Origin of the sequence: Providencia sp. PROV209, assembly GCF_028479485.1 — a bacterium.
In the GTDB taxonomy this organism is placed as follows: Bacteria; Pseudomonadota; Gammaproteobacteria; order Enterobacterales; family Enterobacteriaceae; genus Providencia; species Providencia alcalifaciens.
Genome location: NZ_JAMPNR010000011.1, coordinates 86,072 through 112,273 on the forward strand (window position 1 = coordinate 86,072; position 26,202 = coordinate 112,273).

At 42.3% G+C, this 26,202-nt stretch carries 23 protein-coding genes and 1 pseudogene; 16 read left to right on the forward strand and 8 right to left on the reverse strand.

What is annotated here, in order from left to right; genetic code table 11:
- The first annotated feature begins 10 nt into the window (after positions 1–10).
- From ftsI to lpxC, 13 genes are all read left to right on the forward strand, one after another.
- Positions 11–1,777 (forward strand): peptidoglycan glycosyltransferase FtsI, encoded by a 1,767-nt coding sequence (gene ftsI / locus PR795_RS08065; RefSeq protein ID WP_006660752.1) that lies wholly within the window; start codon positions 11–13, stop codon positions 1,775–1,777.
- The gene (gene murE, locus PR795_RS08070) at positions 1,764–3,251 is read left to right on the forward strand and encodes a UDP-N-acetylmuramoyl-L-alanyl-D-glutamate--2,6-diaminopimelate ligase (protein ID WP_006661154.1); all 1,488 of its coding nucleotides are present in this window, start codon (positions 1,764–1,766) and stop codon (positions 3,249–3,251) included. Before ftsI ends, murE begins: the two co-directional genes overlap by 14 nt.
- Complete coding sequence (murF, locus tag PR795_RS08075; RefSeq protein ID WP_181480120.1) at positions 3,248–4,606, forward strand: UDP-N-acetylmuramoyl-tripeptide--D-alanyl-D-alanine ligase; 1,359 nt, start codon at positions 3,248–3,250, stop codon at positions 4,604–4,606. The genes murE and murF overlap by 4 nt, the downstream gene beginning before the upstream one ends.
- Positions 4,600–5,682 (forward strand): phospho-N-acetylmuramoyl-pentapeptide-transferase, encoded by a 1,083-nt coding sequence (mraY, locus tag PR795_RS08080; RefSeq protein ID WP_006660755.1) that lies wholly within the window; start codon positions 4,600–4,602, stop codon positions 5,680–5,682. The genes murF and mraY overlap by 7 nt, the downstream gene beginning before the upstream one ends.
- A 1-nt stretch (position 5,683) precedes the next feature.
- Positions 5,684–7,009 (forward strand): UDP-N-acetylmuramoyl-L-alanine--D-glutamate ligase, encoded by a 1,326-nt coding sequence (gene murD / locus PR795_RS08085; protein ID WP_181480119.1) that lies wholly within the window; start codon positions 5,684–5,686, stop codon positions 7,007–7,009.
- On the forward strand, positions 7,009–8,202 hold the full coding sequence (ftsW, locus tag PR795_RS08090) for a cell division protein FtsW (protein WP_006661157.1): 1,194 nt from the start codon (positions 7,009–7,011) through the stop codon (positions 8,200–8,202). The genes murD and ftsW overlap by 1 nt, the downstream gene beginning before the upstream one ends.
- Positions 8,199–9,275 (forward strand): undecaprenyldiphospho-muramoylpentapeptide beta-N-acetylglucosaminyltransferase, encoded by a 1,077-nt coding sequence (gene murG / locus PR795_RS08095; protein WP_006661158.1) that lies wholly within the window; start codon positions 8,199–8,201, stop codon positions 9,273–9,275. The genes ftsW and murG overlap by 4 nt, the downstream gene beginning before the upstream one ends.
- Before the next feature lie 73 nt (positions 9,276–9,348).
- A complete protein-coding gene (gene murC, locus PR795_RS08100; RefSeq protein WP_006661159.1) occupies positions 9,349–10,812 on the forward strand; it encodes a UDP-N-acetylmuramate--L-alanine ligase in 1,464 nt (487 codons plus the stop codon).
- 2 nt (positions 10,813–10,814) lie between these two features.
- Positions 10,815–11,735: a D-alanine--D-alanine ligase gene (locus PR795_RS08105; RefSeq protein WP_036968218.1), complete on the forward strand. Its 921-nt coding sequence runs from the start codon at positions 10,815–10,817 to the stop codon at positions 11,733–11,735.
- Position 11,736: 1 nt separating this feature from the next.
- The gene (ftsQ, locus tag PR795_RS08110; RefSeq protein ID WP_006660761.1) at positions 11,737–12,552 is read left to right on the forward strand and encodes a cell division protein FtsQ; all 816 of its coding nucleotides are present in this window, start codon (positions 11,737–11,739) and stop codon (positions 12,550–12,552) included.
- Positions 12,553–12,596: 44 nt separating this feature from the next.
- Positions 12,597–13,853 (forward strand): cell division protein FtsA, encoded by a 1,257-nt coding sequence (gene ftsA, locus PR795_RS08115; RefSeq protein ID WP_006660762.1) that lies wholly within the window; start codon positions 12,597–12,599, stop codon positions 13,851–13,853.
- 57 nt (positions 13,854–13,910) lie between these two features.
- Positions 13,911–15,068, forward strand: a complete 1,158-nt coding sequence (ftsZ, locus tag PR795_RS08120; RefSeq protein WP_006660763.1) for a cell division protein FtsZ — start codon at positions 13,911–13,913, stop codon at positions 15,066–15,068.
- 99 nt (positions 15,069–15,167) lie between these two features.
- Positions 15,168–16,085, forward strand: a complete 918-nt coding sequence (gene lpxC, locus PR795_RS08125; RefSeq protein WP_006660764.1) for a UDP-3-O-acyl-N-acetylglucosamine deacetylase — start codon at positions 15,168–15,170, stop codon at positions 16,083–16,085.
- A 36-nt stretch (positions 16,086–16,121) separates the two neighbouring features.
- Here the strand turns inward: lpxC and PR795_RS08130 are convergent, their stop codons facing one another.
- Positions 16,122–16,643, reverse strand: a complete 522-nt coding sequence (locus PR795_RS08130) for a DUF721 domain-containing protein (protein WP_006661161.1) — start codon at positions 16,641–16,643, stop codon at positions 16,122–16,124.
- 86 nt (positions 16,644–16,729) lie between these two features.
- On the opposite strand from PR795_RS08130, the gene secM reads away from it, so the two are divergent.
- From secM to mutT, 3 genes are all read left to right on the forward strand, one after another.
- Positions 16,730–17,257 carry a secA translation cis-regulator SecM gene (gene secM, locus PR795_RS08135; RefSeq protein WP_006660766.1) on the forward strand — a complete coding sequence of 176 codons (528 nt, stop codon included), beginning with the start codon at positions 16,730–16,732 and terminating at the stop codon, positions 17,255–17,257.
- 95 nt (positions 17,258–17,352) lie between these two features.
- Positions 17,353–20,064, forward strand: a complete 2,712-nt coding sequence (secA, locus tag PR795_RS08140) for a preprotein translocase subunit SecA (RefSeq protein ID WP_006660767.1) — start codon at positions 17,353–17,355, stop codon at positions 20,062–20,064.
- Positions 20,065–20,124: 60 nt separating this feature from the next.
- Complete coding sequence (mutT, locus tag PR795_RS08145) at positions 20,125–20,523, forward strand: 8-oxo-dGTP diphosphatase MutT (protein WP_036968221.1); 399 nt, start codon at positions 20,125–20,127, stop codon at positions 20,521–20,523.
- A 96-nt stretch (positions 20,524–20,619) separates the two neighbouring features.
- Here the strand turns inward: mutT and yacG are convergent, their stop codons facing one another.
- The 7 genes and pseudogenes from yacG to ampD all read right to left on the reverse strand — a co-directional run bounded on the left by yacG (position 20,620) and on the right by ampD (position 26,198).
- A complete protein-coding gene (yacG, locus tag PR795_RS08150; RefSeq protein ID WP_006660769.1) occupies positions 20,620–20,817 on the reverse strand; it encodes a DNA gyrase inhibitor YacG in 198 nt (65 codons plus the stop codon).
- Between the two features lie 15 nt (positions 20,818–20,832).
- Entirely contained in the window at positions 20,833–21,591 is a 759-nt protein-coding gene (zapD, locus tag PR795_RS08155) for a cell division protein ZapD (protein ID WP_006661164.1), read from the reverse strand.
- Between the two features lie 8 nt (positions 21,592–21,599).
- Positions 21,600–22,205 (reverse strand): dephospho-CoA kinase, encoded by a 606-nt coding sequence (gene coaE / locus PR795_RS08160; RefSeq protein ID WP_006660771.1) that lies wholly within the window; start codon positions 22,203–22,205, stop codon positions 21,600–21,602.
- A gap of 153 nt (positions 22,206–22,358) precedes the next feature.
- Positions 22,359–23,543, reverse strand: a complete 1,185-nt coding sequence (locus PR795_RS08165) for a type II secretion system F family protein (protein ID WP_181480117.1) — start codon at positions 23,541–23,543, stop codon at positions 22,359–22,361.
- 5 nt (positions 23,544–23,548) lie between these two features.
- Complete coding sequence (locus PR795_RS08170) at positions 23,549–24,943, reverse strand: GspE/PulE family protein (protein ID WP_181480116.1); 1,395 nt, start codon at positions 24,941–24,943, stop codon at positions 23,549–23,551.
- A gap of 12 nt (positions 24,944–24,955) precedes the next feature.
- Positions 24,956–25,381: a prepilin peptidase-dependent pilin gene (gene ppdD, locus PR795_RS08175; RefSeq protein WP_006661167.1), complete on the reverse strand. Its 426-nt coding sequence runs from the start codon at positions 25,379–25,381 to the stop codon at positions 24,956–24,958.
- A gap of 281 nt (positions 25,382–25,662) precedes the next feature.
- Positions 25,663–26,198, reverse strand: a pseudogene (gene ampD / locus PR795_RS08180) (1,6-anhydro-N-acetylmuramyl-L-alanine amidase AmpD).
- Between the last annotated feature and the right edge of the window lie 4 nt (positions 26,199–26,202).

Consider the following 26,202-nt stretch of genomic DNA (forward strand, 5'->3'; position numbering starts at 1 on the left):
AAGGTTAAGAATGAAAGCAACCAAACCCGCTAAGAACAAGAAAACAGAAGAAGTCACCAGCTTTGTTCGCTGGCGTTTTGTTTTGTTGTGTGGATGTATTGGGTTGGCATTAGCAGGATTACTGACTCGTGTTGCGTACCTACAAATTATTGCACCAGAAAAACTGGTAAAAGAAGGGGACATGCGCTCCCTTCGAGTTCAAGAAGTTTCGATAGCTCGCGGTATGATCAGTGACCGAGAAGGGCGTCAGTTAGCGGTGAGTGTTCCTGTGAATGCTATCTGGGCAGATCCTAAAGAAGTCTTTGAAAAAGGCGGGATCACGAATGATGAACATTGGAAAGCCCTCGCAGATGCACTAGAAATCCCACTTGAACAAATTACCACTAAAATTTCAGCTAACCCGAAAGGGCGCTTTGTTTACCTCGCTCGTCAAGTTAACCCCTCCATTGGTGAATACGTCCGCAAATTAAAAGTTCCGGGGATCTATTTACGTAAAGAATCTCGCCGATATTATCCATCAGGTCCAGTCACTGCCCACTTATTAGGGGTTACCAATATTGATGGTGAAGGTATTGAGGGTGTAGAAAAAAGCTTTAATCGTTGGTTAAAAGGCTCTCCAGGTGAGCGTACGGTACGTAAAGACCGTAATGGACGTGTTATTGAAACAGTTTCCTCCGTTGATAGCCAAGCGGCGCATAACTTGATGCTCAGTATTGATGAGCGTATTCAATCTATTGTGTATCGTGAGCTAACAAAAGGGGTTCAAGAGAACAAAGCAGAATCGGGTGTTGCTATCCTTGTGGACGTGAATACAGGGGAAATTTTAGCGATGGCAAACAGTCCATCCTATAACCCAAATAACCTTGCGGGTACGCCGATGGACTCCATGCGTAACCGGGCTATCACCGATATTTTTGAACCAGGTTCTACTGTGAAGCCACTCGTTGTGATGAGTGCGTTGAACAATAAAATTATTAAAGAAAATACGGTCTTGAATACCTATCCGTACCGCGTTAATGGACATGAAATTAAAGACGTTGCGCGTTACGCAGAGTTATCAATTACCGGTATTTTACAGAAGTCGAGTAACGTTGGTGTTTCAAAATTAGCGTTAGCGATGCCTGCCACAGAGCTGGTGGACGTGTATAGCCGCTTTGGGTTTGGTAAGCCGACTAATCTGGGGTTAGTCGGGGAAAGTAGTGGCATCTTTCCAAGTAAAAAAACACGGTGGTCTGATTTAGAAAGGGCCACCTTTTCTTTCGGGTACGGGCAAATGGTAACACCATTACAACTTGCGCGTGCCTATGCAACGATCGGTAGCTTTGGGGTATATCGCCCATTATCGATTACGAAAGTCGACCCGCCTGTTCCGGGGACCCGAGTATTTCCAGAGCCAATAATGCGCACTGTCGTGCACATGATGGAAAGCGTTGCTCTGCCTGGTGGCGGGGGAACGCGTGCCGCAATTAAAGGCTATCGTATTGCAATTAAAACAGGTACCGCGAAGAAAGTCGGACCTGAAGGGCGTTATATCAATGAATATATCGCTTATACCGCCGGGGTTGCACCAGCCAGCAATCCGCGCTATGCGCTCGTTGTGTTAATCAACGATCCAAAAGCCGGTAAGTACTACGGAGGTGCGGTATCCGCACCTATCTTTGGTTCTATCATGGGTGGGGTTTTACGTCTCATGAATGTGGAGCCAGATGCATTGCAAACAGACGATAAAAGTGAAATCGTGAACAGTCAAAAAGAGGTTAAAAGTGGCAGATCGTAATCTTTGTGAACTCCTCGCCCCATTTGGTGTGAGTACAACAAATATCTCTTTACGAGAGATGACGCTAGACAGTCGTAAGGCTGCCGCGGGTGATCTGTTTATTGCAGTAAAAGGCCATCAGTCAGATGGTAGACACTATATTCCTCAAGCTATCGCTCAAGGGGTTTCTGCGGTGATCGCAGAAGCACACGGCGAAGCTGAAGAAGGCGAAATTCGCTTTGTTCATGGTGTGCCTGTCATTTATCTTAACGACCTAAATAATCGTTTATCTGCATTAGCGGGTGAGTTCTACCATCAACCTTCCTCCCAAATGAAACTAGTGGGTGTGACAGGGACTAACGGTAAAACAACGACGACGCAATTAATTGCTCAATGGGCAAAAGGGTTAGGCGAAACCTCTGCGGTCATGGGGACTGTGGGGAATGGGATTCTGGGGCATGTTTCTCCAAGCGAGAATACCACAGGCTCAGCGGTTGATATTCAACTGGAACTGACCCAATTACTAAATAAAAAAGCCACGTTGACCGCGATGGAAGTGTCTTCCCATGGCTTAGTTCAAGGGCGCGTTGCTGCATTACAATTCGATGCGGCTGTTTTCACTAATTTAAGTCGTGATCACCTTGATTACCATGGCGATATGGCAAACTACGAAGCCGCAAAATGGCTGCTGTTCTCTACTCATCACACAAAAACTCAAATTATTAATGCCGATGATGAAGTAGGACTGAAATGGTTACAGCGTTTACCGCAAGCTTGTGCAGTGACCATGGAAGATAGCATCCCTGCCAACTGGCAAGGTCCATGGTTAAAAACAACGGATGTCGATTACCACGATAAAGGTGCAACGATTCATTTTGCGTCGACTTGGGGTAATGGTTCATTTGAAAGCCCATTAATGGGCGCGTTTAACGTAAGCAACTTATTGCTGGCGATGGCAACCCTACTGATGATGGATTACCCATTAGAAAAACTTCTCGCCACGACCAATGCGTTAATGCCAGTTTGTGGGCGTATGGAAGTGTTCAGTGTAACAGGTAAACCGACGGTAGTTGTTGATTATGCTCATACACCGGATGCCTTAGAAAAAGCGCTAGCAGCAGCCCGTTTACACTGTAAAGGCAAACTGTGGTGTGTATTCGGTTGCGGTGGGGACAGAGATAAAGGGAAACGTCCTTTAATGGGGGCTTCTGCTGAGCAGTATGCGGATAAAGTTGTGATCACTGACGATAATCCACGTAGCGAAGATCCGTTGGATATTATTAATGACATCATGGCAGGTATTTTAGATTCTAGCCGAGTTCTAGCCATCCCTGGTCGCCCAGAAGCAGTGACTAACACGATTTTACAAGCACAGCCTGATGATGTGATTTTAGTGGCAGGTAAAGGTCATGAAGATTATCAAATCATTGGTTCACGTCGTTTAGATTATTCAGACCGCTTAACCGTCGCGAGATTATTGGGGGTGATGGCATGATCCCAATCACCTTAAACCAACTGGCACAAGTGACTCAAGGGCGCATTATTAATGCGATTAATCATGACCTGATTCTGTTAAATGTCAGCACTGATAGCCGTAAAATTGAAGCTAGCAGCCTGTTTATTGCTTTAAAAGGTGAGCGTTTTGATGCTCATGAGTTCGCCGGTCAAGTGGTTGAGGCAGGCGCGACAGCACTGTTAGTTGACCACCAATTGGACGTTAATTGCCCGCAAGTGATTGTGGAAGATACCCGTATTGCCATGGGGCAAGTTGCAGGATGGGTTCGCCAACAATCTAAAGCCAGAGTGGTAGGGCTGACAGGTTCTTCCGGTAAAACATCAGTCAAAGAAATGACAGCCTCAATTTTGGGGCAACGTGGTAACACGTTATATACCGCAGGTAATCTGAATAATGATATTGGTGTTCCGCTAACGCTATTTCGTTTAACCGATGAGTATCAATTTGCGGTCATCGAAATGGGGGCGAATCACCCACATGAAATTGAATACACAACCAATATCGTTAAGCCAGAAACTGCACTCGTCAATAATTTATTTGGTGCTCATCTTGCTGGCTTTGGCTCTCCAGAAGGTGTCGCAAAAGCCAAAGGTGAAATTTACCAAGGTTTGCCTGAAGAAGGCACGGCGATTGTGAACTTAGACAGTTATTCAGATAAGTGGCAGTTTGGTTCACGCCAAACAGTTTGGTATTACTCACTGACTGAGAAAGCGGATTTTTACCCGTCCAATATTCAAATTAAACAGCTCACAACGGATTTCACACTACATACTCCAGTAGGGCAGGTTGAAATTACGTTGCCATTACCCGGTGTACATAATATCGCGAATGTTTTAGCAGCGAGTGCATTAGCTATCTCTGTAGGGGCAACCTTAGAAGATATCAAGCAAGGTATAGCGACGACAAAGGCAGTACCGGGGCGCTTATTCCCAGTACGCTTGAGCGATACCAAAGTGGTGCTGGATGATACCTATAACGCAAATGACGGTTCAATGATTGCCGCGATTAATGTACTGGCAAAAATGCCCGGTTATCGCATTTTAGTCGCTGGCGATATGGGGGAGCTTGGTGATTACGCCCATGAGTGTCATGAGCGCGTTGGTTTAGCAGCGAAACAAGCAGGTTTAGATAAAGTGCTGAGTGTTGGACAGCTAAGCGAAATCATTAGCCAATCTAGCGAGCGCGGTGAGCACTTCACAGTGAAACAAGATTTATTAACCCGACTAATTCCGCTAGCACAGCAGAATGATGTTGTTTCTATTTTAGTTAAAGGTTCACGCAGCTCCGCGATGGAAGATGTTGTGAATGCATTGAAGGAGTGCTTCGAATGTTAGTCTGGTTAGCCGAATTATTAGTCCATAAATTTTCTGCTTTTAACGTCTTTTCCTATTTGACGTTCAGAGCCATTGTCGGTTTGCTGACAGCATTAATTATTGCTTTGTGGATGGGACCACATCTCATTGCTTACCTGCAAAAAATGCAGATTGGTCAAGTTGTCCGTAATGAAGGTCCTGAGTCTCACTTCAGTAAACGTGGTACGCCAACCATGGGCGGGATTTTGATCCTGTTTTCTATTTGTATGTCTGTGCTGTTATGGGCGCGTTTAGACAATCCTTATGTTTGGTGTGTGCTGCTGGTGTTAGTGGGTTACGGTATTGTCGGCTTTGTTGATGATTATCGCAAAGTGGTGAGAAAAGACACCCGTGGTTTGATTGCTCGTTGGAAATATTTCTGGCAATCCGTGCTTGCATTAGTTGTTGCCTTTTCTATGTATGCCATTGGTAAAGACACGCCAGCGACTCAGCTGGTTGTTCCGTTCTTTAAAGATGTGATGCCGCAATTAGGTGTGTTGTACATTTTACTGGCTTACTTCGTTATCGTTGGAACCAGTAACGCCGTTAACTTAACAGACGGCTTAGATGGTTTAGCGATCATGCCAACCGTGTTTGTTGCTGCGGGTTTTGCCTTAGTAGCATGGGCAACAGGTAACGTTAACTTTGCTAACTATCTGCACATTCCATTCTTACCACATGCGGGTGAGTTAGTGATTGTGTGTACCGCGATTGTTGGGGCAGGTTTAGGGTTCTTATGGTTTAACACCTACCCAGCGCAAGTTTTCATGGGTGATGTTGGCTCATTAGCTTTAGGTGGTGCGCTAGGAACTATTGCTGTTCTGCTACGCCAAGAATTCTTATTAGTGATCATGGGCGGTGTGTTTGTCGTTGAAACATTGTCGGTGATTTTACAAGTGGGCTCATTCAAATTACGTGGGCAACGCATTTTCCGTATGGCACCAATTCACCATCACTATGAATTGAAAGGTTGGCCAGAACCACGCGTTATTGTGCGCTTCTGGATTATCTCTCTTATGTTAGTTCTGATTGGACTGGCAACATTGAAGGTGCGTTAAGATGGTACATTCACAGGCTCAGCAGTATCAGGGTAAAAACGTCGTGATAATTGGCTTAGGTTTAACCGGGCTTTCCTGCGTTGACTTTTTCCTTGCTCGTGGGGTTGTACCTCGCGTGATGGATACCCGTGCTGTGCCACCTGGTGTTGATAAACTCCCTGAACAGGTTGCCTGCCATCGTGGCAGCCTGAACAATGAATGGTTGCAACATGCTGATTTGATTGTAGCGAGCCCAGGTATTGCGCTAGCAACACCACAGCTACAAGAAGCTGCAAAAAATGGTATTGAAATTGTTGGTGATATTGAGCTGTTTTGTCGTGAAGCGGATGCACCAATCGTCGCAATCACAGGTTCTAATGGTAAAAGCACGGTAACTTCCCTTGTGGGAGAAATGGCGAAATCAGCTGGAATTTCCGTTGGTGTGGGCGGAAATATCGGTATTCCTGCAGTTTCTTTGCTCAATCAAGGGCATAGCCTGTTTGTGTTGGAACTGTCTAGCTTCCAATTAGAAACTACGTCTAGCCTACGAGCAGCGGCTGCGACCGTGTTGAATGTGACTGAAGATCATATGGATCGCTACCCATTGGGGCTTGAGCAATATCGTGCGGCAAAACTACGTATTTATGATAATGCAAAGCATTGCATTGTGAATGCGCAGGATCCGTTAACGCTTCCTCATCACCAAGAGTTAAGTCAATGCACAAGTTTTGGCTTAAACAGTGGCGATTATTACTTTGATACTCAAAAACGTGTTTTAGTGGCTCAAGGTGAAGTGGTGCTGGATGTAACAAAAATGCATTTGACGGGGCAGCATAACTATATGAATGCGTTGGCGGCATTAGCATTAGCAGATACCGTTGCAATTCCTCGTGAAGCGAGCATTCAAGTTTTAAAAGAGTATGCCGGTTTAGTGCACCGTTTCCAGTTGGTCTTATTCAATCGTGGTGTACGTTGGATTAATGACTCAAAAGCGACCAATGTGGGCAGTACCGAAGCCGCACTCAATGGGTTACACGTGGATGGGACTGTCTATCTATTGCTGGGTGGTGATGGTAAATCAGCCGATTTTTCATCATTGAAAAAGTATATTGCGGCGGATAACTACCGCTTGTACTGCTTCGGTCGTGATGGTCAGCAACTCGCGCAGTTAGCGCCTGAAAAATCAGTGCTGACTGAGACGATGGAACAGAGTATGCGCCAAATTGCGCCGCTCTTGAAATCGGGCGATATGGTGCTGTTATCCCCTGCATGTGCCAGCTTAGATCAGTTTAAAAGCTTTGAGCAACGTGGTGATGTGTTTGCTCAGCTCGCTAAGGAGTTAGGTTAATGACCATACCGGGTGCTTTACGTTTAAAAAACTGGATCATCGGTGAAAAGAATGGCGTGATTTCAGGCTCGACACTCTACGATCGTACATTGGTTTGGTTAGCATTCGGTTTGGCAGCAGTTGGTTTCATTATGGTGACATCCGCATCAATGCCAGTCGGGCAGCGATTAACCGATGACCCATTTTATTTTGCAAAACGTGATGTGGTGTATTTAGTTGTCGCATTCCTCCTTGCTTTAGGAGTGATGCGTGTCTCAATGGCAACATGGGAAAAATACAGTTTTATCTTGCTGATGGGCGCGTTAGCCATGTTGGCGGTGGTATTAGTTGCGGGAAGCTCAGTTAACGGGGCATCGCGCTGGATTGACATTGGTATTGTGAAAATTCAGCCCGCCGAAATTTCAAAATTTGCCTTGTTTTGCTATGTATCCAGTTATTTAGTCCGTAAGTCAGACGAGGTACGCACCAAGTTTTTTGGTTTTGTAAAACCGATGTGTATTTTGATCATGATGGCGTTGCTGCTACTGTTACAGCCGGATTTAGGAACGGTGGTTGTACTGGTTGTGACAACGCTGGGATTACTGTTTTTAGCGGGAGCTCGTTTAGCACCATTTATTATTGGTATCGCAGCTTGTGGCGTAGGGGTACTGGCTTTAATTGTTTTCGAGCCTTATCGTTTGCGCCGCGTAACGTCATTCTTAAATCCATGGGATGACCCGTTTGGTAGTGGATATCAGCTAACACAGTCACTGATGGCATTTGGTCGAGGGGAGCTCTTAGGACAAGGTTTGGGTAACTCAGTACAAAAACTAGAATACTTACCTGAAGCGCATACCGACTTTATTTTCTCCGTACTCGCCGAAGAGCTTGGTTATGTGGGCGTCGTACTGGTTTTACTGATGGTCTTTATGTTGGCATTTAGAGCGATGATGGTGGGGCGTAGAGCGCTACTGACCAAACAATTATTTGGTGGTTATCTCGCATGTGCTATCGGTATTTGGTTTACCTTCCAAGCATTAGTTAACGTTGGTGCTGCTGCGGGTATGTTGCCAACAAAAGGTCTAACTCTCCCACTGATTAGTTACGGGGGATCGAGTTTATTAGTGATGTCAGCGGCGATCGCTGTGTTACTTAGAATTGATTATGAAACACGACTTGAGAAAGCTCAGGCGTTTGTAAGGAGTTCCAAATGAGTCAGGCAAAAAAATTACTCGTTATGGCAGGCGGAACTGGGGGACACGTTTTTCCCGGCTTAGCTGTGGCGCATTATTTGCAGGCTCAAGGTTGGGAAATCCGCTGGTTAGGTACTGCTGATCGTATGGAAGCAACCTTGGTGCCTAAACATGGTATTGATATTGAGTTTATCCAAATTTCAGGTTTAAGAGGCAAAGGCATTGGTGCGTTACTGGGAGCACCTTGGCGGATTTACAAAGCGATTCGTCAAGCGAAAAGCATTATTCAGCGCTACCAACCCGATGCGGTTTTGGGGATGGGCGGATATGTCTCTGGTCCTGGTGGTATTGCTGCTTGGCAATGTGGTGTCCCTGTTGTCTTGCATGAGCAAAATGGCATTGCTGGATTAACCAATAAATGGTTATCAAAAATCGCTAAACGTGTTTTGCAAGCCTTCCCTGGTGCCTTTCCTAATGCGCCTGTTGTGGGTAACCCTGTACGTGAGGATGTATTGGCATTACCAGCACCACAAGAGCGTTTAACAGGGCGCGATGGCGCGGTACGCGTATTAGTTGTGGGTGGAAGTCAAGGAGCTCGAATTTTAAATCAAGTCATGCCATTAGTTGCTGGAAAAGTAAGCAAACAGTTAAATATCTGGCATCAGGCTGGAAAAGGCAGTAAGGAATCGACAGAAGCATTGTATAATGATTTTTTGCAAAATTCAGGCGATTCTGAGTTTAAAGTGACTGAATTTATTGATGATATGGCACAAGCTTACGCATGGGCTGATATTGTGGTGTGTCGTTCAGGTGCATTAACTGTCAGCGAAATTGCGGCGGCAGGTTTACCTGCGATTTTTGTTCCTTTCCAGCACAAAGACCGTCAACAGTATTGGAATGCGCTGCCTCTGGAACAAGCAGGTGCAGCTAAAATTATTGAACAGCCACAATTTACGGCGGAAGCCGTTGCTGAGTTACTCAATAAGTGGGATAGAACCGAATTATTATCGATGGCAGAGAAAGCCTATAGCTGTGCCATCACTGATGCAACCGAGCGTGTTGCTGCGGTTATTTGCGATGTAGCGAAGAAATAGCATAAGCCTCGCAAAATAGCGTGCATCTTACAAAATAGAATGTAGACAGAATTTACAGAGAAGCGGAAATACAGTGAATACACAACAGTTAGCGAAATTAAGAACATCAGTGCCAGAAATGCGTAGAGTACGGCACATTCATTTTGTCGGCATCGGCGGTGCTGGCATGGGTGGTATCGCTGAAGTGTTGGCTAACGAAGGTTATGAAATTAGTGGTTCAGATCTTGCCCCGAACGCAGTCACTCAGCAATTAACTGAATTGGGTGCAACGATTTATTTTAATCATCGCCCTGAAAATGTTGAAAATGCGAGTGTGGTTGTGGTTTCCACGGCGATTTCTGCTGAGAACCCAGAAATTCAAGCTGCTAAAGAATTACGTATTCCGGTCATCCGTCGTGCAGAGATGCTCGCTGAATTAATGCGTTACCGTCACGGTATTGCAGTCGCAGGCACTCACGGTAAAACGACCACAACGGCGATGATTTCTGGAATCTATGCACAAGCTGGTTTAGACCCAACATTTGTTAATGGTGGACTCGTTAAATCAGCGGGGACTCATGCACGTTTAGGTAGCAGTCGTTACTTAATTGCGGAAGCGGATGAAAGTGATGCTTCTTTCTTGCATTTACAGCCATTAGTCGCTGTTGTGACAAATATTGAAGCTGATCATATGGATACCTATCAGGGTAATTTTGAAAACCTGACAGATACATTCATTAACTTCCTGCATAACTTGCCATTTTATGGTCGTGCAGTCATGTGTATCGATGATCCTGTTATTCGCTCATTATTACCTAAAATTGGTCGTTACATTACGACTTATGGCTTTAGTGAAGACGCTGATGTACGAATCACTAAATACGAGCAAAAAGGGAATCAAGGTTTCTTCACCATTGCGCGTGAAGGAATGCCTGAGCTGACTGTTGTTCTGAATGCACCGGGACGTCACAATGCGCTCAATGCTACTGCCGCGGTTGCGGTGGCAACCGAAGAGGGTATCGATGATCTACACATTCTGTCTGCACTGGTTGAATTCCAAGGCACAGGTCGCCGCTTTGATTTCTTAGGTAATTATGCGTTGCGTAATGTGAATGGGAAAGAAGGCGACGTGATGCTAGTTGATGACTATGGTCATCACCCAACTGAAGTCGATGCCACCATTAAAGCAGCGCGAGCTGGCTGGCCAGATAAGCGTATCGTCATGGTATTCCAGCCACACCGTTATACACGAACTCGTGACCTATATGATGACTTTGCGAATGTCTTGGGACAGGTTGATGTCCTACTGATGCTGGAAGTTTATTCTGCGGGTGAGAAGCCTGTACCGGGAGCTGATAGCCGTTCATTGTGCCGTACAATTCGCAGTCGTGGGCAGGTTGACCCAATTTTTGTTGCAGAACCAGAGCAAGTTTCACATATGCTGGCTCAAGTTCTTGATGATAACGACTTAATTTTAGTTCAAGGCGCAGGAAATATTGGTAAAATAGCCAAAAACCTAGCAGAAACGAAGTTACAACCACCAATGGTTGAGGAATAAGCATGACAGAAAAAATTGCGGTTCTATTTGGAGGCACATCCGCTGAACGTGAAGTTTCACTTCAGTCAGGTAATGCGGTCTTGGCGGGATTACGTCAAGCAGGCATTGATGCACATCCAATTGACACCCAAGATTTTCCTGTTGTGACATTAAAAGAAGCTGGTTTTGATAAAGCGTTTATTGCCTTGCATGGTCGTGGCGGAGAAGACGGAACGATACAAGGCATGCTTGAGTTTATGGGGCTTCCATACACAGGTAGTGGCGTTATGGCATCTGCGCTGAGTATGGATAAGCTGCGCACCAAACAACTCTGGCAAGGTGCGGGTCTAAGTGTTTCTCCATATATTTCACTTAACAGGCAGAAATATACTAATATTAAAAAAGAGCAACTAGCTCAGCAAGTTAAGCACTTAGGATTGCCGTTAATCGTTAAGCCGAGTTTGGAAGGTTCCAGTGTTGGAATGAGTAAAGTGGATTCTCTGGATGCATTACCAGAAGCCATTGAGTTAGCCTTCCAATTTGACGATACGTTATTGATTGAAAAGTGGTTAAGTGGTCCAGAGTATACGGTGGCAGTATTAGGTGATGAAGTTCTACCTTCTATCCGTATTCAACCACCGGGTATTTTTTATGATTATGAAGCAAAATATCTGTCCGATGAGACTCAATATTTCTGCCCAAGTGGATTAACGAATGACCTCGAGGCAAAACTTGCGGATATGGCGATGAAAGCTTATCAGGCAGTGGGTTGCCGTGGTTGGGGGCGCGTTGATGTGATGCAAGATAGTGATGGCGAATTCTATTTACTTGAAGTTAATACTTCACCGGGAATGACCAGTCACAGTTTAGTCCCAATGGCTGCGCGTCAAGCGGGTATGGATTTTTCGCAGTTAGTGGTACGAATTTTGGAATTGGCTAGTTAATATGTCACAGGCAGCGTTAAACGTAAGGCACCATAATCATAATAGCGGTCAGCAAGATGAAGACCCGCGCTCAAGACCCAGCAATGGGGCGTTTTTGAGCGGATTGATTTTCTTCCTCATGGTTGTCGGCACCATTGTATGGAGCGGCTGGACTGTGATGAACTGGATGAAGGATGCCGATAGGCTGCCTATGTCCAAACTGATATTGACTGGAGAACGCAATTACACCACAAACGACGATGTTCGAAAGGCGATTTTATCATTAGGTCAGCCAGGAACATTTATGACGGTGGATGTTAATGCAATTCAGAATCAAATCAGCATGATGCCTTGGATCCGACAAGTTACTGTGCGCAAACAGTGGCCAGATGAATTAAAAATCCATATTGCGGAATATAAGCCTTACGCAAGATGGAATGACCAAAATATGGTCGATCAAGAAGGGCGCGTTTTTACCCTTCCACCTAGCCAAAATGGTAAAGGTGATTATGTGATGCTGTATGGTCCGCAAGGTAGCCAAACAGAAGTTTTGAAAGAATTTGCTGTGTTAAGTGGTATTTTGGCTAAAAATAACTTGAAACTAAAATCCGTTTCTATGACAGCGCGCCATGCATGGCAGATTATTTTAGATAATGATGTAAGAGTCGAACTTGGGAAAAAAGATGTGTTAGAGCGGTTAAACCGTTTTCTCGAGCTTTATCCGCTTTTACAGCAAACGACTGATAAGCGCGTCGATTATGTCGACTTGCGTTATACCAGTGGAGCAGCGGTGGGGTGGGCGCCTCTATTAGTTGACGCACCGCAAGGCTTCCAATAAGACAAATTGCTAAAAACTCAAATTAGGCAAATAGGCAGAAGCAAATGATTAAAGCAACGGACAGAAAATTAGTGGTAGGCCTTGAAATTGGAACTTCCAAGGTGTCGGCCCTTGTAGGTGAAATTCTGCCCGATGGTATGGTTAATATTATTGGGGTGGGAAGCTGTCCATCTCGCGGAATGGACAAAGGTGGCGTTAACGACCTTGAGTCGGTTGTTAAATGCGTCCAAAGAGCGATTGACCAAGCTGAATTAATGGCAGATTGCCAAATCTCTTCTGTTTACCTTGCATTATCAGGTAAACATGTGAGTTGCCAAAATGAAATTGGTATGGTGCCAATTTCAGAAGAAGAAGTGACCCAAGAAGATGTTGATAGTGTGGTTCATACGGCAAAATCTGTCCGAGTTAAAGACGAACACCGAATTCTGCATGTTATCCCGCAAGAATTTGCAATTGACTACCAAGAAGGTATTAAAAACCCAGTCGGTCTTTCGGGTGTTCGTATGCAAGCTAAAGTTCATCTAATCACTTGCCATAACGATATGGCGAAGAATATCGTGAAAGCGGTTGAGCGTTGCGGATTAAAAGTTGACCAGCTTATTTTTGCCGGTCTAGCAGCAAGCTACAGTGTCCTCACAGAAGATGAACGCGAATTAGGTGTCTGTGTTGTTGATGTCGGCGGTGGCACAATGGACATGGCGGTTTATACGGGTGGTGCTTTGCGTCATACCAAAGTGATCCCATACGCAGGAAATGTGGTTACAAGCGATATCGCTTACGCTTTTGGAACACCTCCAACGGATGCAGAAGCGATTAAAGTACGTCACGGCTGTGCAGTCGGTTCGATTGTGAGTAAAGATGAAACGGTGGAAGTGCCGAGTGTAGGCGGTCGTCCTCCAAGAAGTTTACAGCGTCAAACCTTAGCAGAAGTGATTGAGCCACGGTATACTGAGCTGTTAAATTTAGTCAATGAAGAAATTTTAAATTTACAGGAACAGTTACGCCTGCAAGGTGTCAAACACCACTTAGCGGCTGGGATAGTTTTGACGGGTGGTGCAGCACAGATTGATGGGCTAGTTGAATGCGCTCAAAAAGTGTTTCATACGCAAGTCAGAATTGGAACCCCACTTAATATAACAGGATTAACGGATTATGCTCAGGAGCCATACTATTCCACAGCGGTAGGGCTTCTGCATTACGGTAAAGAAAGCCATCTTGGCGATGATACCGAAACGGAAAAACGTGCTTCAGTTAGCGGGTGGTTTAGTAAGCTCACCAGCTGGTTGAGAAAAGAATTTTAATTTTTATTTAGAAGCATATTATTAGCTTCAATAGTAAGCACAAAACGGAGAGACATTATGTTTGAACCAATGGAGCTAACCAACGATGCGGTGATTAAAGTCATCGGCGTTGGCGGCGGCGGCGGAAATGCCGTTGAACACATGGTACGCGAGCGCATCGAAGGTGTTGAGTTCTTTGCTGTCAACACTGATGCACAAGCTTTGCGTAAAACCGCAGTCGGACAAACCATTCAGATCGGTACAGGTATTACGAAAGGTCTGGGTGCGGGTGCAAACCCTGAAGTTGGTCGTAACGCGGCGGAAGAAGACCGTGAAGCACTGCGCAATGCTCTTGATGGCGCAGATATGGTGTTTATCGCAGCGGGTATGGGCGGTGGTACCGGTACTGGTGCGGCTCCAGTTGTTGCTGAAGTTGCTAAAGAATTAGGTATCCTGACTGTTGCTGTTGTGACTAAGCCATTCAACTTTGAAGGCAAAAAGCGCATGGCATTCGCGGAAGCGGGTATCACTGAGCTGTCTAAACATGTTGACTCGCTGATCACTATCCCTAACGACAAACTACTGAAAGTACTTGGTCGTGGTATCTCTTTGCTGGATGCTTTTGGTGCGGCAAATGACGTATTAAAAGGTGCAGTTCAAGGTATCGCTGAACTGATCACTCGTCCAGGTTTAATGAACGTGGACTTTGCTGACGTGCGTACAGTAATGTCAGAAATGGGTTATGCGATGATGGGTTCAGGTGTGGCTCGTGGCGAAGATAGAGCGGAAGAAGCAGCTGAAATGGCTATTTCTAGTCCTCTTCTGGAAGACATCGACCTGTCAGGTGCGCGTGGTGTTCTGGTCAACATTACTGCTGGTTTCGACCTACGCTTGGATGAGTTTGAAACAGTGGGTAACACCATTCGTGCATTCGCATCTGATAATGCGACTGTCGTAATCGGTACTTCTTTAGACCCAGAAATGCACGAAGAATTGCGTGTGACTGTTGTTGCTACAGGTATTGGCATGGACAAACGTCCAGAAATTACTTTAGTGAGCAATAAAATGTCTCAGCAAACTTCTATGGAGCAGCGCTATCAGCAAATGCAAAATAGCATGTCTTCATTAAATGATGAAAAACCAGCTGCAAAAGCCGTTAACGACCAAAATACGCAAGCAAATAAAGAGCCGGATTATTTAGATATCCCAGCTTTCTTGCGTAAACAGGCCGATTAATTTTTAATTATATTGGTTTTTCCGCTTTTTGTGCTAAAATTTTCTACTGGTTATCAATTAAGATAGCCAGTAGGACTTATAACATTGCGAGAAAATACGATGATCAAACAACGGACACTTAAACGTATTATTAAAGCGACTGGTGTTGGTTTACATACCGGCAAGAAAGTTACGCTTACTTTACGTCCGGCACCGGCCAATACCGGGGTCATCTACCGTCGTACTGACCTTAATCCACCGGTAGATTTTCCGGCAGATGCGAAATCAGTTCGCGATACTATGTTATGTACTTGCTTAGTCAACGAAGATAACGTACGTATTTCAACTGTTGAGCATTTGAATGCTGCTTTAGCAGGATTAGGTATCGATAACATTGTTATTGAAGTCAATGCGCCTGAAATCCCGATTATGGATGGCAGTGCTGCACCGTTTGTTTTCTTACTGCTCGATGGCGGTATTGAAGAATTAAATTGTGCGAAGAAATTCTTACGCATTAAAGAAACTGTACGTGTTGAAGATGGTGATAAGTGGGCGGAAATGTCCCCATACAATGGCTTTAGCCTTGATTTCACTATTGATTTTCAACACCCTGCAATTGATAGCAGCACGCAACGCTATGCAATGGATTTCTCAGCGGAATCTTTTGTAAACCAAATTAGCCGCGCGCGTACATTCGGTTTCATGCGTGACATTGAATATCTGCAATCGAAAGGCCTATGCTTAGGCGGTAGTTTTGACTGTGCTATCGTCGTTGATGACTACAAAGTTCTCAACGAAGATGGTTTACGCTTTGAAGATGAATTCGTTCGTCACAAAATGCTTGATGCAATTGGTGACTTATTCATGTGTGGACATAACATTATTGGTGCATTCACTGCATTTAAATCGGGTCACGCATTGAATAATAAACTATTGCAAGCGGTTCTTGCTAAAGAGTCTGCTTGGGATTTAGTGACCTTTGAAGACGAAGCTGAATTACCTCTGGCATTCAAAGCGCCTTCGACTGTATTCGCATAATAGTTTCTATTATGCGGCTATCTCTGCTAGTCAGAGCTAGCCTTTTCTGTTGGTTGCATTAGTACTCTCTCCGGCTAATGCAGCCAGCCGCTCAAATCTCTCTTTTAATCCTTTCGGACTCTTTTCTGCTAATCTTAATAACTGCTCAGCAGTTTGTGTACTAATCTGTCTTTGATTACGATTTTCCTTTTGATTCACTGATTGCTTATTCAATGAGCTATTTTGCTTAGATTTTCGTATAAGATCAGGATTGATTCTGATGTCGATGGAAGATAAAGATGGTAGAATAGATGACCTTAACGCAGAAAGAAGATTTGTTCTTTCATAATTAAGGCGGGTCATCCAGCTGGCATTAGCTACTTCGATAACCATAATGTTATTTCGATAGTTTGCTACTCGACACATCGGTTTAATTTCCGCTGGCAGCAAGCTTTTTACAACTCGATTCAATTTTAGAATAGCTTTTGCATTTCGCTGAATGGTTTGTAAAGTGTTTGATGTTTTAGCCAGAGACTCTTCGAGAACATCGAAAAGTGCTTGTGGATGACTATCTCTCATTGTGAACTCTCATTTTGCGCTTTCGCCAACGATGTTAGGACATAATTGGGAATAATACTTTAATCTATAAATTATATAAGAGTTTGATGGGTATTTTAAATTTTTGGCGACATTTAGGTAGACGATACTTTTGGTCCCACCTTTTATTAGGTGTTGTGGCTACGGGTGTTGGCTTGCCTACAATTTTAAATGCCTTATCGGAATCCCAGCAAACTTTAATCAATTCTGCGCCAGCAAATCGACAAAGCCAAGCTGTCAATGCATTCGATAATTTATTCGCTCAGCAGAATTCTCAGCGTTCTTCATCCTCATCCTCTTATTCTGTTAATTACTGGCAGCAGCATGCGGTACGTAATGTTATCCGCCAGCTGACTTTTGCTTTTTCTGCAACTGAAGATGAAGGTACCGATAAAAGCAAGTTACAAAAAGAACCTTTATTTGCCCCTCAGTTAATGCTGGATACGTTGTATGCCATGCTGGCTCAACGGTCACTTCAATGGGATGTGGCAACCACTCAAGCGAGTGAATACATCTACCCTCTCTTTTCCGTTTATCAGCCTGCAATTTGGGTTGCTCAGGTGCATGGCATTCGGGCAGGACCATTTTTTGCCTAAATCTATTTAACGATACTTACTCCATTACGGAGAGAGTTTTTATCGTGCCAAAAATCACTGATTTGAATAATTAATTGATTTACCTGAGAAAAAATATGTTAACTAAACTATTAACCAAAGTATTTGGTAGCCGTAATGACCGTACTCTGCGCCGTCTGCGTAAAGAGGTGGAAAAAATTAACCAGCTAGAGCCTGAGTTTGAGAAATTATCGGATGACGAGCTGAAAGCCAAAACCGCAGAATTTCGTGAGCGTTTAAAGCAAGGCGAAAGCATTGAAAATATGATTCCTGAAGCGTTTGCGACAGTGCGTGAAGCAAGTAAACGTGTATTCGGTATGCGTCATTTCGACGTTCAGTTAATCGGTGGTATGGTTCTGAACGAACGTTGCATCGCAGAAATGCGTACAGGTGAAGGTAAAACACTGACTGCAACGCTGCCAGCATACATTAACGCATTATCAGGCAAAGGGGTTCACGTTGTTACCGTGAACGACTACTTAGCAAAACGTGATGCGGAAAATAACCGTCCATTATTCGAATTTTTAGGTTTAACGGTTGGTATTAACTTATCGGGTATGGCTCCACCTGCAAAGCGTCAAGCTTATGCGGAAGACATTACTTACGGTACTAACAACGAATTTGGTTTTGACTATTTACGTGACAACATGGCATTTAGCCCAGAAGATCGCGTTCAACGTAAACTGCATTACGCATTAGTGGATGAGGTGGACTCTATCCTTATCGATGAAGCGCGTACGCCACTGATCATTTCAGGCCCAGCGGAAGATAGCTCTGATCTGTACATCAAAGTGGACAAACTGATCCCGAAACTCGTTCGCCAAGAAAAAGAAGACTCAGACACATTCCAAGGTGAAGGTCACTTCTCGGTTGATGAAAAATCTCGTCAGGTAACAATTACAGAGCGCGGTCTGGTTCTGGTTGAAGAATTACTGGCAAAAGCTGGTTTAATGGATGAAGGCGAGTCGCTTTATTCACCATCAAACATTATGCTGATGCACCACGTCATGGCAGGTTTACGTGCACACGCACTGTTTACTCGTGATGTTGACTATATTGTTAAAGATAACCAAGTCATTATTGTCGACGAACATACAGGTCGTACAATGGAAGGGCGCCGTTGGTCTGATGGTCTGCACCAAGCTGTTGAAGCAAAAGAAGGTGTTGAAATTCATAATGAAAACCAAACATTGGCATCTATCACTTTCCAGAACTATTTCCGCTTATACGAAAAATTAGCGGGTATGACAGGTACAGCAGATACCGAAGCATTCGAATTTAGTTCTATCTATAAACTGGATACGATTGTTATCCCAACTAACCGTCCAATGGTACGTAAAGATATGCCTGATTTAGTCTATATGACTGAAGCAGACAAATTTGAAGCCATTATTGAAGATATTCGTGATAAAACGTCCAAAGGTCAGCCAGTTCTGGTCGGTACCATTTCGATTGAAAAATCTGAATTAATTTCACATGCGCTGAATAAAGCGAAAATTGCTCATAACGTATTGAATGCGAAATTCCACGCAATGGAAGCTGATATTATCGCTAATGCGGGGCAAAAAAGCGCCGTAACCATCGCAACTAACATGGCGGGGCGTGGTACCGATATTATGTTAGGGGGAAGCTGGCAGTCAGAAGTGGCTGCGTTAGAGAACCCAACGCAAGAACAAATTGATGAAATCAAAGCGAACTGGAAAATTCGTCACGATGAAGTTTTAGCGGCTGGCGGTTTACATATCATCGGTACTGAGCGTCATGAATCTCGCCGTATCGATAACCAGTTACGTGGTCGTGCGGGACGCCAAGGTGATGCTGGTTCATCACGTTTCTATCTGTCAATGGAAGATGCTTTAATGCGTATCTTCGCATCAGACCGTGTAACGGGCATGATGAAAAAACTGGGTATGAAACCTGGTGAAGCCATTGAACATCCATGGGTTACTAAAGCGATCGCGAATGCACAACGTAAAGTTGAAAGCCGTAACTTTGATATTCGTAAACAGTTACTTGAGTATGATGATGTAGCAAGTGACCAACGCCGCGCTATTTATGCTCAGCGTAATGAGCTGCTGGATGGTGGCGATATCAAAGAAACCGTAGATAGCATTCGTGAAGATGTGTTTACCACCATTATCGATGCATATATTCCACCTCAATCTCTGGAAGAGATGTGGGATATTGACGGTTTACAGAAACGTTTAGTTAATGACTTTGACCTCGACTTACCAATTCAAGAGTGGTTGGATAAAGAACCTGAACTTCATGAGGAAACGTTACGTGAACGTATCATGGAAAAAGCAGTGGAAATTTACCAACGTAAAGAAGAGATTGTTGGTGCTGAGGCGATGCGTAATTTTGAAAAAGGCGTTATGTTACAGACGCTGGATACACTGTGGAAAGAGCACTTAGCTTCTATGGATTATTTACGTCAAGGTATTCACTTACGTGGATATGCGCAAAAAGATCCAAAACAAGAATACAAGCGTGAATCTTTCAGTATGTTTGCAAACATGTTGGAAGCACTGAAATATGAAGTGATCAGTACTCTGTCAAAAGTTCAGGTGCGCTTACCTGAAGAAGTTGAAGCATTAGAACAACAACGTCGTGAAGAAGCAGAGCGCTTGGCTAAGAAGCAGCATTTAAGCCATGAAGCGGAAGCTGAATCGTTAATGACTGAAACAGAAGCGAAAATTGCAACTCAAGGTCATAAAATTGGTCGTAATGATCCATGCCCTTGTGGTTCTGGTAAAAAATACAAACAGTGCCATGGCCGTTTGAATTAATGTAAAGTTTGATAACTAATAAATAAAGGCGGGGAAACCCGCCTTTTTAATGACGAAATTATGGAAAAAAAACATCTGCATATTGCCGCTGGGATCATTCGTAATTCTCAGCAACATATTTTTATTACTCAGCGCCCTGAGGGTACTCATATGGCGGGGTTCTGGGAATTCCCTGGCGGAAAGCTAGAAAAAGGAGAGCATCCAAAGGATGCATTAATTCGTGAACTAGAGGAAGAAGTTGGTATTGCAGTCACTGACTGTCATTTATTCCATCAAGTTGATCATGAATTTGAAGATAGATTTATCACCCTTTACTTTTTTATGGTTTCAGACTGGGAAAATGAACCGTATGGAAAAGAGGGGCAAAAATCACGTTGGATTAAACAACACGACTTAATAGCGGAAGATTTTCCACTCGCTAACCGCGTGATTGTAGATATGCTGACAAAAAAGGTTTAACACAATCTTTAATGCTATTCTGTTAAGGGAGTACTAAGAATAGAGATGAAAATAGCCTAATGATGGCTATTTTCACTGTTAATCTAGAAAATAAAGTTAGTACTCTGGCGGTTCGCTCCAGCTTTCACTGTCTGAAATATCACCTTGGCTTTCAATGCGTTTATCTTCGGTTGCCCATTCACCTAAATCAATAAGTTGGCAGCGTTTACTGCAAAATGGACGGAAGGGACTCGATTCATTCCACACAACAATTTTTTGGCAGGTAGGGCAATTGACTTCAATAATTTCACTCATACATCGACTCTCAAACTAACAACAGGCTAACTGAAAACGAATGACGTCTGGCAGTATACCATTCTCGCTATCGATATGAAGAAAACGTAAGGCAAAACGAGTTTTATGCCCTGAAATTTGTGGATATATCAAATTATCTGGAGCTAGCCGAATACGTAAAAGTTCTTTTCCTTCAACACTACCTTGGTAAAAGCCATTATGAGATTCAGCGGCTTCAAAGCTTCCGTTTTGGCGAATAAGCAGTAGGACAGTTTCTAAGGCCTCTTGTAAAGGGTCTAAACTATTTAGCCAGCTTTTGATTTCGTTATCTCTATCTGCTTGAGGCATATTGAGCCATAGTTGTAGGGTAGGTAAATCAAAGCTACAGCAACCACCAGGAATACTGAGGCGCTGACGAACCATACTAATGATTTTATCATTACGCAGTTGATGACCAAATCTAGGAGCAGACATCAAACTACTTATTTTCGGAGTTAATTCATTCAGAAATGAAGTGATTAATGTTTTATCAACATTTGGTGAGTCTATCCAGTTAAGTAGTCGATTTTTTTGTTTTTCTAGCTCTTTGATAAGGTCAGAGCGAACCTCACCTCTATCTAGAATTTCAATTAATTCAGATACTGAGCGAAAAAAAGCAATTCCTGAAGAGTATGAGGTAATGTTGCTCTGCTCATAGATTTGCATTAATAACGTTTCAAGGCGCAACCAAGAACGAATTTTTTCATTCATTGGATATTCATAAGTAACCAAAGTTGTCTCGATGTGTTCGCTCATACTCATTCCTATTCTTTTTGTGCTGCAAGTGCTAGGTATTGTTTGTGTAGTTCAACAACTTTATTTGGTATATCGGCATCATTAGTATGATTGGTGATAATATCATCAGCATATGAGAGTCTTTCTTCTCTAGATGCCTGTGCATCTAATATGTGAATAACATGCTCACGGTCTGCGTTATCGCGTTGAATTGTTCTTTCTATCTGCTCTTCTCGAGTGACGTCAACGACAAGAACACGATCCGCTAAATGCGTAATCTTATTTTCAACAAGTAAGGGAACAACCCATAAAACATAAGGATAGTTAGCCTGCTGAAGTTGTTTTTGCGTTTCTTGTTGTATCAAAGGGTGAAGAAGAGCATTTAACCACATTTTTTCTTCTGGCTTTGAAAACACGACGGTTCGCAAATAACCCCTATTTAAAGAGCCATCATGATTTATTACATTTTGACCAAAATGCTGTGCAATACTCATGATCGCAGGGGTATTCGGTTCAACAACTTGGCGGGCAATAACATCAGCATCAACTAGTGGAACTCCTAGCTTAGCAAACTCGTTGGCAACCGTTGTTTTACCACTTCCTATTCCCCCTGTGAGGGCAACAATATAAGACATAAAAATTCTTTAATTCACTGGAAATAAGTCAGATTACACTGAAAGTTTTAATTTGTCTTTATACAATTTAAGCAAGCTATGATGTTATGGATATAACTGTGACTTCAAACAGTTTTTACTATCTAAATTTAACTGTTTTCTTTGGATGCATAGTTAAGCACCCGAAATTACCGAGCCTAAATTAAATATGGGTAAGTACATTGCAAACATAATTAAGCAGACAACTATTGCTATAAATAAAAGTAAAATAGGCTCAAGGTTTTTGAGTTGCTGTTCTGTAATAGTTTCATATTGCTGTGTGTAATACTTAAATAAATATAATGTAAAGTATTCTAGTTTTCCTGACTCTTCAGCAAGAGAAATGAGTTGAATGGCTAAGTCAGGGAATAAATGTGTATTTTTCATTGCATCTGATAATGAGCTACCTTTAAGAACAGAGTAACATATTTCATTACATTCTTTATTATACTGACTATGTTTAATAATTCTTGCTGAGCAATCAAGACATTCAAATAGGGACAGTCCTGATTTTAAGGTTGAGGAAAGAGTCAGAAAATACAGGTTCAAGCTCTTCATTCGGATGATGTTCTTAACATAGGGTAAAAAATCCATTAAAAACCCCAACCTATTCGATATAGAAGATTTATATCTTATACCTATGAATATAGTAGGAAATAGAATTGCTAAGATTTCTCTCGTATTATCAATAATAGAGTTGGATATTAAGAGAACGGCTTTTGTTATAGCAGGCAGTTCTTGTTGAAAGTTCTCATAAATCTCAGCAAATTGAGGAATGACAAAAACCAACATAATAATCAGTAACAAGCTGGAAAAACCTATCAAGGTAATTGGATAACGTAAGGCTTTTTTGATTAAAATTGATGTTTTTTGATTATTTTCAAGCATATTTTTAATGATTAAAAAGCTTTCATCATATTTTCCGGTTTTTTCAGCAATCCTAATTAAGCTAATAATGGTTGGATTGAAAATATGAGGATGTTTTTTAAAATTTATAATAAAATTATTTCCTTTTTCTAGGTCGCTAATCGTATGATTAATAATGTCTCGCCAAAAAGGTAGGTGGCAATTGAGTTGAAGCAATTGAAAGCACTTTAGTAAACTAATTCCTGATGAGGATAGAATGTTAAGTTGATGAAAAAAGTGAATTCTATAATTCAAATTTTCCGCATCAAAAATAAAAATAGATTTTAATTTTATTGATATGGGTGTTTGCCCTCGATTAATGATTTCTAAAAATGCTTGCTTTTTACTTTTTGCAATTAAGCTGTCAGCTACATAATAATTATTGTTTAATGATGTGTAACTATAAATGAACATTGAATTTATCTCCCTTGCCCGATAGTAGAGTAGATTTCTTGTAATGTTGTTTCTCCTAAATCAACGCGCTCAAGGCTTGTTTGAAATAAGCTTTTGAAATTATCTGGAACTTTATTGCCTTCTTTAAAGATGAAATCGAGCTGTGTTTGCTCGAGATATTCATAGATTGCAGTACGTCCCATGAACCCAGAAAAGCAGTGTTCACAACCAGTTGAGTGATATTCATTAATACTCTTGGACTGATTTATTTGAGCGGTTGTCGGTGTTTCTTGTTTGCAATAGGTGCAAAGTTTCCTTACTAGGCGTTGAGCGATAACCATTTTTAAACAAGATTGGAGCTGATTCTTGTCGACACCAAGCTGCGCCATACGAGTAATGGCACTCATGGTGCAGTTGGTGTGAAGTGTTGATAGTACAAGGTGACCAGTTTGCGCCGCTCGAGTTGCTATCTGGGCGGTTTCCTCATCACGAATTTCCCCAATCATAATAACATCAGGGTCTTGTCGTAGTAGTGCTCGCAGGATAAACGCAAAAGTAAGTGAATATTTTTCGTTTACTTGTGTTTGGTTTATTCCCCCAAGAGGGATCTCAATAGGATCTTCAATCGTTGATATATTTCTTGACGTTTTATTTAGATACTCAAGCGCGCTGTAGAGTGTGACAGTTTTGCCACTACCTGTGGGACCGGTGACTAAAATTAACCCCTGCGGTTTCTGTAGTGTGTTTTTGAGGTCAGATAATAAGGATGAACACATTCCAATCTGTTCAATAGAGTATTTCAATTGAGTGTTGAGTAATCTAAGAACTAATTTTTCACCGTGGATAGTTGGCATACTATAGAGGCGAATACTAAAGTTTTTCCGTTCAAAATTCCAATTCATTTGACCATCCTGTGGAATTCTTTTTTCCGCAATATTCATTTTTGATAAAATTTTTATTCTAGCAATAACTTCATTGTTTATTTCATGAGGTGGGGAAGGAAAGATATAGAGCTTACCATCAACCCTAAGGCGGATTTTTAAATTATGTTTTGTCGGTTCAAGATGAATATCGGAAGCGCGTTTTCTCACCGCCATTTTTAATAAATCTTCGACAAAATCAACCGCAGGCGATACCACATTGACAGATTCAGTGGAATTGGTCTGATATGCATTTTCATCTTCATTAATTTCTAAAATATGGCGATTGAAATAATGGTCAATTTTTTCTTTTGCCCAGATTTCATAACAGACGGGTACGCTGGCAATGAAACGTAAAGTAGACAGTAAATTATCATTTGGTTTTTCTATTGTAGCGATGGATAGTCTTTTTTCATTGTAATCAATAATGACAATGTAGTTTTTATCACAAAGCACTTTTAGCTCTTTGAAAATGTAATGGCTTTCCCTAGATGAGCGCATATTAATCCCTTATTAAAAGTTCAGTGTTTTTTCACACAATTTTTTTAGTTCAGCATCATTATCAGCTAGGCAACTAACTCCCCAAGAAAATGGGGTATTAGCTGTTGAATTGATTGGAGTCAAAACCCCTGACAAGCCCGTTAATGTCTTATCACCGACAAAAGTAATAACGCCGGCTTTCGCATCGATCTGTTTCAGATACTTTCCTTTGATATTGCTCGGAATATCCTCTTTTCCAGAATTACATTTAGCCAAAATACCTTGGTTAAAATTACATAGTTCGACACTATTTTTATAAGGCAATATGGTCCGTAGAACGTCAGTCATAGCTGCTTTTTGCATATAGCTTTGGTAGCCAGGTATAGCAACGGCACTCAGTATTGAAATAATTGCGATAACAACCATGATTTCAACGAGTGAAAATCCTTTTTGATCCATAAATAAAATCTCCTTGGTAGTTTGAGATTCCATTTTAGAGACTATTTTTAGCGAAAACACAGGATGAAAACGCAGATTACGAGTGGATTTGTAAATAGATACTGCAAATGGTGGTCTGTCTCATTTTATTTCGAGCGTTCTCGCAAAAATGTATTAAGGGCAATTTTTGTAATAAAAACGAATGTTCTGAGCTGATATAAATAGATACAGAGATAGAAATGAGCTAATGGGGAGTTTTATCCACATTAGCTAAAAAGGAGAGAGCAGAAAATGAATAAACATTAGAGTAAATTTTTATAATATAGCCAATCAAAGTGAGGGCCAGGATCGGTTTTTCGAGTAGGGGCTATATCGCTATGACCTGTAATATTCTGTTTAATTTTTGGGTACTCGATTATCAGTAATTGGCTTAGCTTGGCTAACGCTAAGTATTGAGCTTCAGTGAATGCTTCATAGTCAGTACCTTCTAACTCAATGCCAATAGAAAAGTCATTACACTTTTCTCTTCCTTGGTAGTTGGATTGACCAGCATGCCATGCTCGTTTATTAAAGGGGACATATTGAATAATTTCACCATCACGGCGAATAAGGCAGTGAGCCGAAACACGCAGATGTTTAATTTCCTCAAAAAAAGATGTTCTTCAGGGTTTAAAGTGCCAGTAAATAGCTGGTTAATATAAGGACCACCAAATTGCCCCGGAGGCAAGCTGATATTATGAATAACCAAAAGTGAAGGGGTTTCTCCTTCTGGGCGGTCATCCTGATGTGGAGAAGGGATATGAGTCACATTATTTAGCCATCCATCATGTATTTTCATATCA